The sequence below is a fragment of the Bradyrhizobium sp. USDA 4473 genome (assembly GCF_054063335.1).
The window spans coordinates 7,362,126-7,375,027 of sequence record NZ_JBSSGE010000001.1; the positions used below are offsets into that span (position 1 = coordinate 7,362,126).

A 12,902-nucleotide genomic window follows, 5' to 3' on the forward strand; every position below is an offset into this window, starting at 1 on the left:
CCACCGGCCCTGCGCCGGTAAGCAGCGGCCGGTTGGTGAAACAGACACTTTTCGGCTATCAAGGCTGCCTTGCCAGCCGGAGAAACGCCCGATGTTAGCCCCCACGCCTGCCTCGCCCGAATCCGCGGGAATGTCGACCGCCGCGCTGAACCGTCTCGAAGCGCATCTGAAGAGCCGCTACATCGATGCCGGCCGCTTTCCCGGCACTCAGGTCCTGATCTACCGCAGGGGCAAGATCGTGCACTCCACCGTCCAGGGGTTTGCCGATCTCGAGCGCAAGGTGCCGGTCAAGGATGACACCATCTTCCGCATCTATTCGATGACCAAGCCGATCACCTCGGTCGCCTTCATGATGCTGGTCGAGGAAGGCAAGGTCGCGCTCGACGAGCCGGTCGCAAAGTACATTCCGGAATGGAAGAATCTCGGCGTGTTCGTCGCCGGCACTGCGCCCGCATTCCTGACCCGTCCGCCGACGCGGCCGATGCAGATCGTCGACCTGTTGCGGCACACCTCGGGCCTCACCTACGGCTTCCAGCAGCGCTCCAATGTCGACGCCGCCTATCGCGAGAAGAAGATCGGCGAGGTCATCAAGGCCGGCACGCTCGACAGCATGATCGAGGACCTGGCCAAGATCCCGCTGGAGTTCTCGCCGGGCGAGGCGTGGAACTACTCGGTCTCGACCGACGTGCTCGGCTATCTCGTCGGCAAGATCTCCGGCCAGCCGTTCGAGCAATTTCTGAAGGAGCGCATCTTCAAGCCGCTCGGCATGAACGACACCGATTTCTTCGTGCCTTCAGACAAGGCGCACCGCTTTGCCGCCTGCTACTCGGCCGACCCGCAGGGCGGCTTCAATCCGCTCGCCGCCGAGCGCAAGGGCACGCTGACCTTGCAGGACGATCCGACGACGAGTTCATTCCTGTCGCCACCCTCGCTGATCTCGGGCGGTGGCGGACTGTGCTCGACCGCAGCCGACTATCTGACCTTCTGCCGGGCGCTGCTCAATGGCGGCGAGCTCGGCGGCGTCCGGCTGCTCGGCCCGAAGACGCTGAAGCTGATGACCTCGAACCACCTGCCCGGCGGCGTCGACCTGCCGGCGATGTCGCGCTCGATGTTCGCCGAAGCCGCCTATAACGGCATCGGCTTCGGCCTCGGCTTCGCGGTCACCATGCATCCGTCGCAGACGCTGATCGCGGGCAGCCCGGGCGAATTCAACTGGGGCGGCGCCGCGACGACGTCGTTCTTCATCGACCCGGCCGAAGAGCTGATCACCATCTTCATGACCCAGGTGCTGCCGTCGAGCGCCTATCCGCTGCGGCGCGAGCTGCGCACCATGGTCTACGCCGCGATCACCGAGAGCAACCTCTGACGCCGGGGCTCCCAGCAATTGCAAAAGCTATTCCGCGGCGCACACCTCGCTTGAGCATCATGGCGCCGCGGAAGCTTTCTGATATCAAGCTGTTTCCTTTGGCGGATTTTTCCCGCCTCCCCTAAGCTCACAGCAAATGGGCACCGACCCGGGGACTATGTGCCGAAACTGACATTGCCAGTGCGTCTCGCGCTTCTGGTCGCGGGAACGATGTTGCCGCTGATCATTTTCGCGGTCGGCATCGTCTTTCATAACTACCGACAGGAGCGCCAGGCCGCCACGCAGCGCGTGCTGGAGACCGCGCGCAATGTGCGCCTGCTGCTCGATGCGGAGATGCAGCGCATGACCGGCGGGCTCGAGGTGCTCGCGCTGACCAATTCGCTGCGCAACAGCGACTTCGGCAATTTCCGCCGCGTCGCGGCCGGCTTCCTCGATCAGTACGGCAAGGACGGCGTGATCCTGGTGGCCGACCGCAGCGGTCGCCAGGCGTTTTCCTCGCTGACGACGGATACCGCGAGCCTGCCGCCGCGCAACAATCTCGCAATCGTCGAGAAGGTGTTCGCGACCCGGCAGCCGCAATACTCCAACCTGTTCTTCGGCGCGGTGAAGCAGCGGCTGATCATCACCGTCGAAGTGCCGGTGATCCGCGACGGCGAGGTGCTCTATGACATCTCCTTCAGCCCGCCGATCGATGTCTTCCAGGCCATCATCGAGAAGCAGCGCCTCAACCAGGACTGGACCATCTCGATCTTCGACAGCGACGGCGTCAACCTGGCGCGGGTGCCGAATCCGCAGGCGACCATCGGTCAGCACGCATCGCCATCGCTGTTTGCCGAGATGTTCCGCCGCAGCGAGGCAACGCTGCCGACGGTCTCGCTCGAAGGCGTGGCGCTGATCACCGGCTTCACCCGTTCGCGCGTCACCGACTGGACCGTCGCAGCCGGGATCGCCGAGAACTCGCTGGTGGCGCCGCTGTGGCGCACCCTTTCGATCACCAGCGTGATCGGCGGCGTCCTGCTCATGGTCGGCCTCGGCTTTGCCCTGCGGATGGCGACCACGATCGCGCGCGGCGAGATGCTGCACGACCTGCTGATCGAGGAACTCAACCACCGCGTCAAGAACACGCTGGCGATCCTGCAATCGATCGCCACCCAGACCTTCCGCAGCGCGAGCCGCGCCGAGCGCGAGAAATTCGAGGGACGTCTCGGCGCGCTGGCCGAGGCGCACAATCTGCTCTCGACCGACAAATGGCAGGGCTCCGACTTGCAGGACGTGGTCAGCCGCGTGCTGCGGCCCTATCTCCTGAACACCTCCGAGCGGGTCAGGATGTTCGGACCGCGCGTGCCGCTGTCGCCGCGGCTCGCTTTGGTGCTGTCGATGATCCTGCACGAGATGGCAACCAACGCCGCCAAATATGGCGCATTGTCCAACGACACCGGCACGGTGACGCTGGACTGGGAGATCCTGCAAGAAGGCCCCGGGCCGAAGCTCCGGATGATCTGGACCGAGGCCGGCGGCCCGCCCGTGGCGGCGCCGGTGCAGCGCGGCTTCGGCTCCCGGCTGATCGAGCGCAGCGCCCGCGACCAGCTCGGCGGCGAGGCCACGGTCGATTTCCGGCCCGATGGCGTCGTCTACACCGTGACCAGCACCCTCGAAATCGGCGAATGACCGCGCAAATCGCCCCCAATCCTGCGACATCTTGGCACGCAAGTTGCTAAGATGGGACGGGTTCGGCCGGCAAGAAGCACCGGCCAGAAACAGGGGGAGTTCATGTCGACCATTGCAGCCGAAGCCACCGTGGCACGAAAGCCGCTCTACACATCGCTGTTCGTGCAGGTGCTCGTCGCGCTGCTGCTCGGCATCATCATCGGCATGGCCGCGCCCGATTTCGCGATCGGGCTGAAGATCTTCAGCGATGCCTTCCTGAAGCTGATCTCGATGATCGTGGCGCCGATCGTGTTCTGCGTCGTGGTGCACGGCATCGCCGGCGCCGGCGACCTCAAGAAGGTCGGACGGGTCGGCGTCAAGGCGCTGGTCTATTTCGAGACCATGACCACGGTCGCGCTCGTCGTCGGCCTGCTGCTCGCCTATCTGTTCGGGCCCGGCCACGGCATGAACATCGACACCTCGACGCTGGACCCCAAGGCGCTCGGCAACTACGCCAGCAATGCGCAGAAGCTGAAGGGCGAAGGCGTCGGCAGCTTCCTGCTCAACATCATCCCGACCACCTCGTTCGACGCGCTGTCGCGCAACGACGTGCTGCAAGTGCTGTTCTTCGCCATCATCTTCGGCGTCAGCCTGGCGCTGGTCGGCGGCGAAAAGGGCGAGAAGATCACCTCCTTCATCGACGCGGTCTCGACCGTGCTGTTCCGCGCGATGGGCCTGATCGTGCGCTTCGCGCCGATCGGCGTGCTCGGCGCGGTCGCCTACACGGTCGGCAAATACGGCGTCGGCTCGCTGAAGCAGCTGCTGTCGCTGGTCGCGCTGTTCTACATCTCGGTCGCGATCTTCGTGCTCGGCGTGCTTGGCGGGGTGATGGCGCTTGCCGGCATCAACATCCTCAAATTCCTCGGCTACCTGCGTGAGGAGCTGATGATCGTGCTCGCCACCGCATCCTCCGACGCGGTGCTGCCGCAGATCATGCGCAAGCTCGAACGGCTCGGCGTCAAGGACTCGGTGGTCGGCCTCGTGATCCCGACCGGCTACTCCTTCAACCTCGATGCGTTCTCGATCTATCTGACGCTCGCCGTCGTGTTCATCGCCCAGGCGACCAACACGCCGCTGTCGTTCGGCGACCTGCTGCTGGTGCTCGGCGTGTCGCTGATCACCTCGAAAGGCGCGCATGGCGTGCCGGGCTCGGCGATCGTGATCCTGGCGGCGACGCTCAATGCGGTGCCGAGCATCCCGGCGATCGGCCTCGTGCTGGTGCTCTCGGTCGACTGGTTCATCGGCATGGCGCGCGCCGTCGGCAATCTGATCGGCAATTGCGTCGCCACCGTCGTGGTCGCGGCATGGGAAGGTGACCTGGACCGTGACAAGGCCCGTCGCGTGCTCGAGGGCGCCGAGGCGGTCGACGTGACCGCAGGTTGAGCGGCGCGGCTCAAAATCGGCAGCGTCCCGCGCCTGGCGCGGGGCGCTCGCTTACTTGATCAGCCTCAGATAGGGCGGCAACGGCCTGGTCGCCGGTTCTTGCACCGGCTCGTCCGACGCGATCATGTCACACAGCGCCTTCAGTTCGGAATCCGTCACCTTGTGGAGTTCCATCCGGAGTTCGAGGATGGCAAGGGACAGCAGCCGCGCTGTCTCCGTATTCGCCCGGTCGGTCAGAAACGCCTGACATTCTTCCAGAGTTGCAAGCAGTGCCAGCAACCGTTCTTCCGTATTTGCCACCGGCATATCTTCCACTCCCGAAGCCGCGAGGTAGAGTCGGGGAGTACCCCTCTTTCGCTTCATTGGCCTCTCCCGCCAGAGTTCGCCGACTTCTCGTAGGCACAGATTTGTTCCGGATGATTCAGAACTTTTGGGCAATTGTCCAGCAACATTCCGAAAGCCCGACTTGGACTTAGGTCAAACTTTTCGCATTGACGGCGATTCAGTCAAGCAACCCTGGACCATCGCCGCGACCTCAGGGTGCACTAGCTGGGGTTGCATCCTTGCAAAGACGCCCGTACAATATTGCTGCCCGTAGAACTACGGGCGCAGTGCAGTGCCGCCCAGTAAGCATGCGCGCAAAATCTGTGACGATCAAACTCGCGCTAGTTGTGATTTGGTCAATATTTTGCCAAATGTTGAGGGCGGGGTGTCGAGAGACACCTTGGTGCGATCGACTTCAGGTAGTCGGCCGTATCGGTAAAGGGTGCTTCCAACGCGCCAATGCGTTTGGATACCATCCCGCGATCTTCTTGGAATTCGTCGTTCGGACGAACTGACGATCCACTCGAGCTTAACGCGGTACATCATCAACGTGTCTCTGACCCGACCGGGCCAGGGATTCTCGATTTGAAGGACGGGTCACAAGAATGAACAGATCAGCAGCAAAGAAGATGAAGCAGCGCAGCGCCGGCAAGCCGGACATTGAGTTGGGCAAACGGATTCGCCTGCGCCGTGTCGAGCAGAAGATCTCGCAGGCCGAACTCGGCGACAAGCTCGGCGTCAGCTTCCAGCAGGTCCAGAAGTACGAGAAGGGCGTCAACCGTGTCGGCGCCGCCCGCCTGCAGCAGATCGCGACCGCGCTCGATGTGCCGGTCACCTTCTTCTATGACGGCGACAACAAGGCCCGCGAAGTCGAGAGCCTGCTGTTCCTCGACAGCGCGTTCAGCCTCCGGTTGCTGCGCGCCTACAGCAAGATCAAGGATCAGACCGTGCAGCGCCAGCTGGTGTCGCTGATGGAATCGATCGCCGCCAACGAAGACTGAGCCGCGGATCGGGTCGCGAGGCCGCGAACGCGATCCACCACGCCGCAGCGATCGGCCGCCGGTCGGTCGCCGCGACCGCAACACGCCGGTGGGGCCGGGAAGTTGTCAAAGCGCTGCCATCGGCGGATGGCGGCGCTTTTTTCTTCGGCGAGGGCTCTCAAGAACTTGTGATCCGGGCTTCGCCAGTTCGGCTTCCGAACGCAGATGATCAGTTCGCGCGCGCTGACTGCGTATCCCATGCACTGCACGCGCGCGCCCTTCGTCGCCATTCTGTCGCGCGGCCAATTGTCGCCCGCGCACGCGACCATCTCACAACTCCCGCATTTCCTGCGTTGAACCAACGTCGCCAGAACCAAGTGCACGGCTCGTCTTTTTTGTCGCAGCAACGAAGTGGCCGCATGGACGTTTTCAGGCTTCAACCAAGGAGATCTCGATGAATATCAAGCTTGCCGTTATTGGACTCGCCGCGCTCGGAAGCGCAGCGTTGCTGTCCGGCGCGGCATCGGCGATGCCGAACGGGCTGCCGCAGGCCGGCCATATCGCAGGCGAAACGTCCAATGTCGACAAGGTGCGCCAGGTCTGTGACCGCTGGGGCCGCTGCTACTGGCAACCGGGCTATGGCTACGGACCGCGTCATCACGGCTGGCATCATCGTCCGCACTTCTACCCGCGCCACCATCATCACGGGCACCGGCATCACGGCGGTCATCGCGGTGGCGGCCACCACGGCGGCGGGCACCACGGCGGACACCGGCGCTGATCACCCTCGAGGGGGCTTCGGCCCCCTCTTCTTTTCCGTCACCCCGCGCAACTGCGCCGGCGCACCAGAGCGCGATGAGATTGAGTCGAATCGTCATCGCAAGTTAGGTCTTTGTTTGAGCATGATCTCCGCGCAAACGCATTCGCGTTGGTCGCGAGGGAAAACCGCTTCGCACTTTTCCGGATCATGCTCTAAAGCGCCGCCAGCACGGCCTTCGCGACATCCGCGGTGCCGTTGCTGCCGCCGAACTCGAACGGCTTGATGCCGCCGGCATAGACCTTGTCGACCGCGCGCTCGATCCGCTCACCGGCTTCGGCTGCGCCTGCGAGGCCGTGCTTGTCGGCGAGCCAGTCCAGCATCATCGCAGCCGACAGGATCATCGCGGTCGGGTTGGCCTTGCCCTGCCCCATGATGTCGGGCGCCGTGCCATGGCAGGGCTGAAACACCGCGTAGCGGTCGCCGATGTCGGCCGACGGTGCCATGCCCATGCCGCCGATCAGGCCGGCGGTGAGATCGGACAGGATGTCGCCGAACATGTTCTCGGTCACCATGACGTCGAAATCCCATGGACGCTTCACCAGCGCCGCCGCGGTCGCGTCGATGTAGAGGTGATCGGCCCTGACGTCGGGGTGACGCTTCGCGGTCTCCTCGAAGATGCTGCGGAAGAATGCGAACGCCTTGAACACGTTCGCCTTGTCGACGCAAGTCAGCCCGCCGCCAACCTTGCCGCGCGCCTTGCGGCGTTCGGCGAGCCGGAACGAGAACTCGAACAGCCGCTCGGAGGTGTGGCGCGTGATCACCATGGTCTCGCGCGCCTCACTGTCGGTGACGACACCCTTGCCCATCGAGGCGAACAGGCCCTCGGTCGATTCCCGGATCACGACGAGATCGATGCCCTTCTGATCGGCGCCGACGATCGTGCTCTTTACGCCCGGGATCAATCGCGCGGGCCGCACGCCGGCATAGAGATCGAAGATCATGCGCAGTTCGATCTGCGGTGCGATCTCGGTGTTGTCGGGATAGCGCACCGACGGCAGGCCGCAGGCGCCGAGCAGGATCGCATCGGCCTCCTCGCACAGCTTGATCGTGCTGTCCGGCATCGACTTGCCGGTCTCCTTGTAATGGCCGGCGCCGGCCGGTGCCTCGGTGAAGCGGAATTTGAGGCCGGCCGATCCCTCGATCTTGCGCAGCACTTCGAGCGCCGGCGCCATCACCTCGGGCCCGATGCCGTCGCCGCCGAGAACTGCGATGTGAAGTGCGTCGTTGGCGGACATGGGAATTCCTCTGGCTCGAAGCGACGTGGCAGTCAGTCGTCATTGCGAGCGAAGCGAAGCAATCCATCCCGCCACGTGTGGAGATATGGATTGCCGCGTCGCTTCGCTCCTCGCAATGACGGTAGAGAAATTACGGCGTCAGCACGGCGCGGCCGACGAGCTGGCCCTTCTGCAGATTGGTCAGCGCCTCGTTCGCCTTGGCGAGCGGCATCGGTGTCACCGGGATCGCCGGAATCTTCTTAGTCCGCACCAGGTCGAGCAGCTCCTGGGTCTCGCGCAGATTGCCGACATAGCTGCCCTGGATGGTGACCGCCTTGATCGGGATCAGCGGCAACGCCCACGGCGCGCCACCGCCGAACAGGCCGACGATCACGAGCTTGCCGCCCTTGGTCAGGCAATCGAAGCCGAGCTGCGAGGTCTGGGCATTGCCGACCAGGTCGATCGCGGCGCGGATCGGCTGGCCGGCTTTCTTGATCAGCTGCTCCAGCGCGTCGGGCGCCTTGCCGTCGACGGTCGCGAGCGCCCCGGCGGCCTCGGCCGCCTCGCGCTTCCTGGCGTCGATATCGACCACGATCGCACCCTTGCCGCCCATCGCCTTCAGCAGCGAGAGCGCCATCAGTCCGAGCCCACCGGCGCCGAAGATCACGATCGGCGTGTCGAAATCCTTCTCGACCTTCTTCAGCGCGCTGTAGGTGGTGACACCCGAACAGGCATAAGGCGCAGCCGTGACCGGATCGAGGCCCCTGAGGTTGAGCAGATATTTCGGATGCGGCACCGTCATGTGATCGGCGTAGCCGCCGTCGCAATAGACACCGAGCGCATTCGGCTTGATCGCGCACATGTTCTCGTCGCCGCCGAGACAGGTCGGGCATTTGCCGCAGCCGAGCCAGGGATAGGCCAGCGCGACGTCGCCGACCGTGAGGCCGCCCTTGTCGGCGTCCTTGACGTCGGGCCCGAAGGCGACGATCTCGCCGACCGTCTCATGGCCCATCGTGCGCGGCAGCGAGACGCCGCGGTCCTTCAGCGACAGCGGCTTGCGGCCGTGGCCGAGATCATAGCCGCCCTCCCAGATGTGCAGGTCGCTGTGGCAGACGCCGGCGGCCTTGACCTTGATCAAGACCTGCGTGCCGGACGGCTGCGGCGTCGGCTGATCGACCTCCTTCAAGGGGGCGTTGAAATCGACGACCTGGAAACTCTTCATCGCTGTTCTCCCGAAGCTTGTTGTTGTGGCGGACCTTGCCACGCCTGCCCGCGCGGGACAAACGTTCATGACCTCATTTTCGAGCAAGCCGCCATGCGGCGCGCTCGAAGGAAGATCTAAGCGCAAGCCCTATTCAGACCAGCGGATGATGGCAAGCCGCGTATTGGCCCGGCGCCACCACGCGCAGTTCCGGCACCTCACTGGCACAGCGTGCATCTGCGCGCGGGCAGCGGGTGCGGAAGCGGCAGCCGGACGGCGGCGCGATCGGTGATGGCGGCTCGCCGACCGGCACGCTCTGGGTCGGACGCACATCCGGATCAGGCATCGGAATCGCTTCGATGAGCAGCGCGGTATAGGGATGCGCCGGCCGCGCGAACAGCTGCTCCGACGGAGCGACCTCACAGAGCCGGCCGAGATACATCACCGCGACACGATCCGAGACCGCCTTCACCACCGCGAGGTCGTGGGCAATGAACAGCAGGGTCAGGCCATAACGCGCCTTCATCTCCTCCAGCAAGTTGAGGATCTGGGCGCGGATCGAAACGTCGAGCGCCGACACCGGCTCGTCGCAGATCACGAATTCCGGATTGAGCACCAGCGAGCGCGCGATGCAGATGCGCTGACACTGGCCGCCGGAGAATTCATGCGGGAGCCGCCCGCTTACCAGCACGGGATCGAGGCCGACGGCCGACAGCACTTCACTGACGCGCCGCTTGCGTTCCTCCGGATCCTTGATGCCGGCAATCACCAGCGGCTCGGCGACGATATCGCCGATCCGCCGCCGCGGATTGAGCGAGGCGATCGGGTCCTGGAAGATCAACTGCACGCGCCGCCGCATCCGGCGCAGCGCTTCGCCCTTCAAGCTGGTGAGATCGTGACCATCGAACAGCACCTTGCCGGAGACCGCCTGGCGCAATTGCAGCACGGCGCGGCCGAGCGTCGACTTGCCGCAGCCGGATTCGCCGACCAGCCCCAGCGTCTCGCCGCGCGCGATCTCGAGGCTGACATCGGAGACGGCATGGATGGTCTTGCCGCCGACCGAATATTCGACGACGAGGTTCTCCACCTTCATTAGCGGATCGGATGCCGCCTGCAACATCATGCGTCGGCCCCCGCGATCGGATGGAAGCAGGCATAGAGATGCTCCGGTGTCTCCGCCGGACTGAGCCGCGGCTTCTCCGTGCCGCAACGCCCGGCCGAATAACGGCAGCGCGGCGAGAACGAGCAGCCCTTGAGCGGCCGGGTCGGATCCGGTGGCCGCCCCGATATCGCCGGCAGCGGCGTGTGCGGCGCGACGTCGAGCTTCGGCAGCGCGGCCAGCAGCGCCTCGGTGTAGGGCATCCGCATCCGCTTGAACAAGGCCGGCGTCGGCGCACGCTCGACGACGCGCCCGGCATACATCACCGCGACCTCGTCGGTGCGGCCGGCGACCACGCCGAGGTCATGCGTGATGATGATCATCGCCATGTGGCGGCGCTGCTGCTCGCGCGCCAGGAGATCGAGGATCTGGGCCTGGATCGTGACATCGAGCGCGGTGGTCGGCTCGTCGGCGATCAAAAGCTTCGGCTCGCAGGACAGCGCCACCGCGATCGCGACGCGCTGGCGCATGCCGCCGGAGAGCTGGTGCGGATACTGCGCCAGCCGCTGCTCGGGCGCGGGAATACCGACCGCCGCCAAAAGTTCGATGCTGCGCTGCCTGGCCTGGGCCAGATCGAGCGCGAGATGTTCCTGGATGGTCTCGATCAGCTGGGTGCCGATGGTCAGCACCGGATTGAGCGAGGTCATCGGGTCCTGGAACACGACCGCGAGCGAGCGGCCGCGCAGCTTGCGCAACTTCTCGGCCGACAACCCCGTCAGATCCTGCCCGTCGAACATCACCTTGCCCGACAGTTTCGCCTTCTTGGGCAAGAGTTGCAGGATCGCGCGCGACAGCATGGTCTTGCCGCAACCGGATTCCCCGACGATGCCGAGCGTCCTGCCGGCGCCGACGGCGAGATCGATATGATCCACCGCCCGCAGATTGCCGCGCGGCGTCGGCAGATCGACCACCGCGTTCTCGACCGACAGCAGCACGCCGCTCATAGCGCACCCTGCCTGGGATCGGTCAGCGCCCGCATCGTGTCGCCGATCAGGTTGAACGCGAGCACGGTCAGGAACATCGCGATCGCCGGAATGAAGGCGAGCATTGGCGCCACATCGAGGCTTTCACGGCCCTCTCCGATCATGCTGCCCCAGCTCGAGATCGGCGGCGGCACGCCGAGGCCGAGGAACGACAGCGAGCCCTCGACCACGATGGTGACGGCAACGCCGAGCAGGAAGAAGGCGAGCAGCGGCAGCATCACGTTGGGCAGCAGCTCGCGCAGCAGGATGCGCGCATGGGTGGCGCCGAGTGCCTGCGCCGCGATGACGAATTCGCGCCGCGCCAGCGACAGGGTCGCGGCCCGCGACACCCGCATGAAGGCGGGAATGCCGAGCACGCCGAGGATGCAGGTCAGGTTGAAGATCGACTGGCCGAGATAGGCGGTGACCGCGAGCGCCAGGATCAGCGGCGGGAACGCCAGCAGCACATCCATGCTGCCGACCACGAAGGATTCGAAACGGCCGCGGAAATAGCCGGCAAGCATGCCGAGCGCACCGCCGATGGTGACGCCGATCATCGGCGCGCAGAGCCCGACGATCAGCGAGATCCGCGCACCGTAGATCAGCCGCGACAGCTCGTCACGGCCGAGGCCGTCGGTGCCGAGCCAGTGCTCGGCCGAGATCGGCGCGCGCCGCTCCAGCATGTCCATGTCGGTCGGACTCGGCAGCGGCAGCAAATCGGCGAAGATCGCGACCGCGAACACCAGCACCATCCAGCCGGCCGCGATCCAGAACAGCGTGCCGAGCTGGCGGCGGCGAACCGGCGCCGTCCCCTCCTCCTCGAAGCTCAGCTCAAGCGTGGCCATGACGGATCCTCGGATCAAGCAGGGCGTAGAGCATGTCGACGATGAAATTCATGATCACGAAGCCGGCGGCGACCAGTAGCACCACGCCCTGCAGGATGATGAGGTCGCGGGTATAGATCGCGCCGACCAGCAGACGGCCGATGCCCGGCAACGCGAAGATCGATTCGACGATGACGGCGCCGCCGATCAGGCGGCCGATATTGATGCCGGTGATGGTGACGAGCGTCAGCGACGACGGCTTCAGCGCATGCACGAACAGGATGCGCGACGGCTTCAGACCCTTGGCCTTGGCAAGCGCGATATAGTCCTCCTGCAGCGCCGCGATCATGTCGGAGCGCAGCACGCGCATGATGCCCGGCCATTCCGCAAGTCCGAGCGTCAGCGCCGGCAGCACCATGAAGCGCAGGTTGGCAACGGGATCCTCGCTGAATGGCACATAGCCGGTCGCCGGCAATAGCCGCAGCTCGACCGCGAACAGATAGATCAAGAGGATCGCCGACAGGAAGGTCGGCACCGACAGCATGCCGAAGGCCGAGCCGGTCATGAAGCGGTCGAACGCGGAGCCTGCCTTGGCCGCGCAGGCGATCGCAAGCGGCACGCCGATCGCAAGCCCGATCAGCTCGGCCAGGATCATCAGCTCGAAGGAGACCGGGATGCGCTCGCTGACCGCCTGCAGCACGGTCTGCCCGGTGCGGAACGATCGTCCGAAGTCACCTTGCAGGATGTGCCACAGCCAGCCGAGATAACGCAGCCAGATCGGCTGATCGAGCCCCATGTCGTGACGCAGCGCCGCGACGTTCTCCGGCGTCGCCTGGTCGCCGAGGATCACGTACGCCAGATCGCCAGGCAGCAGCGAGGCGATCACGAAGGTGAGAACCGAAACCGCGATCAGCACCGGCACCAGATAGAGGAGCCTGCGCGCGACGAAGAACAGCATGAAA

Annotated in this window: 12 protein-coding genes; 5 read left to right on the top strand and 7 right to left on the bottom strand. The window is 65.0% G+C overall.

Going from position 1 to position 12,902, the window contains the following annotated elements; all coding sequences use genetic code 11:
* The first annotated feature begins 91 nt into the window (after positions 1 to 91).
* From ACVW17_RS34550 to ACVW17_RS34560, 3 genes are all read left to right on the top strand, one after another.
* Positions 92 to 1,366, top strand: coding sequence for a serine hydrolase domain-containing protein (locus tag ACVW17_RS34550; protein ID WP_456756054.1), 1,275 nt, complete (start codon positions 92 to 94; stop codon positions 1,364 to 1,366).
* 159 nt (positions 1,367 to 1,525) lie between these two features.
* Complete coding sequence (locus ACVW17_RS34555; protein ID WP_456756055.1) at positions 1,526 to 3,034, top strand: sensor histidine kinase; 1,509 nt, start codon at positions 1,526 to 1,528, stop codon at positions 3,032 to 3,034.
* Between the two features lie 102 nt (positions 3,035 to 3,136).
* Positions 3,137 to 4,456 (top strand): dicarboxylate/amino acid:cation symporter, encoded by a 1,320-nt coding sequence (locus ACVW17_RS34560; protein WP_456756056.1) that lies wholly within the window; start codon positions 3,137 to 3,139, stop codon positions 4,454 to 4,456.
* 51 nt (positions 4,457 to 4,507) lie between these two features.
* Here the strand turns inward: ACVW17_RS34560 and ACVW17_RS34565 are convergent, their stop codons facing one another.
* Positions 4,508 to 4,819 carry a hypothetical protein gene (locus tag ACVW17_RS34565; protein WP_456798489.1) on the bottom strand — a complete coding sequence of 104 codons (312 nt, stop codon included), beginning with the start codon at positions 4,817 to 4,819 and terminating at the stop codon, positions 4,508 to 4,510.
* Between the two features lie 566 nt (positions 4,820 to 5,385).
* On the opposite strand from ACVW17_RS34565, the gene ACVW17_RS34570 reads away from it, so the two are divergent.
* Both ACVW17_RS34570 and ACVW17_RS34575 read left to right on the top strand, forming a co-directional pair.
* Entirely contained in the window at positions 5,386 to 5,781 is a 396-nt protein-coding gene (locus ACVW17_RS34570; protein ID WP_016844123.1) for a helix-turn-helix domain-containing protein, read from the top strand.
* 433 nt (positions 5,782 to 6,214) lie between these two features.
* The gene (locus tag ACVW17_RS34575; RefSeq protein ID WP_456798490.1) at positions 6,215 to 6,541 is read left to right on the top strand and encodes a hypothetical protein; all 327 of its coding nucleotides are present in this window, start codon (positions 6,215 to 6,217) and stop codon (positions 6,539 to 6,541) included.
* A 191-nt stretch (positions 6,542 to 6,732) separates the two neighbouring features.
* Here the strand turns inward: ACVW17_RS34575 and ACVW17_RS34580 are convergent, their stop codons facing one another.
* The 6 genes from ACVW17_RS34580 to ACVW17_RS34605 all read right to left on the bottom strand — a co-directional run bounded on the left by ACVW17_RS34580 (position 6,733) and on the right by ACVW17_RS34605 (position 12,898).
* Positions 6,733 to 7,815 carry an isocitrate/isopropylmalate dehydrogenase family protein gene (locus ACVW17_RS34580; protein ID WP_456798491.1) on the bottom strand — a complete coding sequence of 361 codons (1,083 nt, stop codon included), beginning with the start codon at positions 7,813 to 7,815 and terminating at the stop codon, positions 6,733 to 6,735.
* Between the two features lie 130 nt (positions 7,816 to 7,945).
* Positions 7,946 to 9,016: an alcohol dehydrogenase gene (locus tag ACVW17_RS34585; protein ID WP_456798492.1), complete on the bottom strand. Its 1,071-nt coding sequence runs from the start codon at positions 9,014 to 9,016 to the stop codon at positions 7,946 to 7,948.
* A gap of 133 nt (positions 9,017 to 9,149) precedes the next feature.
* The gene (locus ACVW17_RS34590) at positions 9,150 to 10,118 is read right to left on the bottom strand and encodes an ABC transporter ATP-binding protein (protein WP_456798493.1); all 969 of its coding nucleotides are present in this window, start codon (positions 10,116 to 10,118) and stop codon (positions 9,150 to 9,152) included.
* A complete protein-coding gene (locus ACVW17_RS34595; RefSeq protein ID WP_456798494.1) occupies positions 10,115 to 11,098 on the bottom strand; it encodes an ABC transporter ATP-binding protein in 984 nt (327 codons plus the stop codon). Before ACVW17_RS34595 ends, ACVW17_RS34590 begins: the two co-directional genes overlap by 4 nt.
* Entirely contained in the window at positions 11,095 to 11,961 is an 867-nt protein-coding gene (locus ACVW17_RS34600; RefSeq protein WP_456798495.1) for an ABC transporter permease, read from the bottom strand. The genes ACVW17_RS34595 and ACVW17_RS34600 overlap by 4 nt, the downstream gene beginning before the upstream one ends.
* Positions 11,948 to 12,898, bottom strand: coding sequence for an ABC transporter permease (locus ACVW17_RS34605; protein ID WP_456798496.1), 951 nt, complete (start codon positions 12,896 to 12,898; stop codon positions 11,948 to 11,950). The genes ACVW17_RS34600 and ACVW17_RS34605 overlap by 14 nt, the downstream gene beginning before the upstream one ends.
* Positions 12,899 to 12,902 lie beyond the last annotated feature (4 nt).

Coding starts and splice junctions, on each gene's coding strand:
- ACVW17_RS34550 (WP_456756054.1), top strand. CDS start 92: ATGTTAGCCCCCACGCCTGCCTCGCCCGAATCCGCGGGAATGTCGACC.
- ACVW17_RS34560 (WP_456756056.1), top strand. CDS start 3,137: ATGTCGACCATTGCAGCCGAAGCCACCGTGGCACGAAAGCCGCTCTAC.
- ACVW17_RS34565 (WP_456798489.1), bottom strand. CDS start 4,819: ATGAAGCGAAAGAGGGGTACTCCCCGACTCTACCTCGCGGCTTCGGGA.
- ACVW17_RS34570 (WP_016844123.1), top strand. CDS start 5,386: ATGAACAGATCAGCAGCAAAGAAGATGAAGCAGCGCAGCGCCGGCAAG.
- ACVW17_RS34575 (WP_456798490.1), top strand. CDS start 6,215: ATGAATATCAAGCTTGCCGTTATTGGACTCGCCGCGCTCGGAAGCGCA.
- ACVW17_RS34580 (WP_456798491.1), bottom strand. CDS start 7,815: ATGTCCGCCAACGACGCACTTCACATCGCAGTTCTCGGCGGCGACGGC.
- ACVW17_RS34585 (WP_456798492.1), bottom strand. CDS start 9,016: ATGAAGAGTTTCCAGGTCGTCGATTTCAACGCCCCCTTGAAGGAGGTC.
- ACVW17_RS34590 (WP_456798493.1), bottom strand. CDS start 10,118: ATGATGTTGCAGGCGGCATCCGATCCGCTAATGAAGGTGGAGAACCTC.
- ACVW17_RS34595 (WP_456798494.1), bottom strand. CDS start 11,098: ATGAGCGGCGTGCTGCTGTCGGTCGAGAACGCGGTGGTCGATCTGCCG.
- ACVW17_RS34600 (WP_456798495.1), bottom strand. CDS start 11,961: ATGGCCACGCTTGAGCTGAGCTTCGAGGAGGAGGGGACGGCGCCGGTT.
- ACVW17_RS34605 (WP_456798496.1), bottom strand. CDS start 12,898: ATGCTGTTCTTCGTCGCGCGCAGGCTCCTCTATCTGGTGCCGGTGCTG.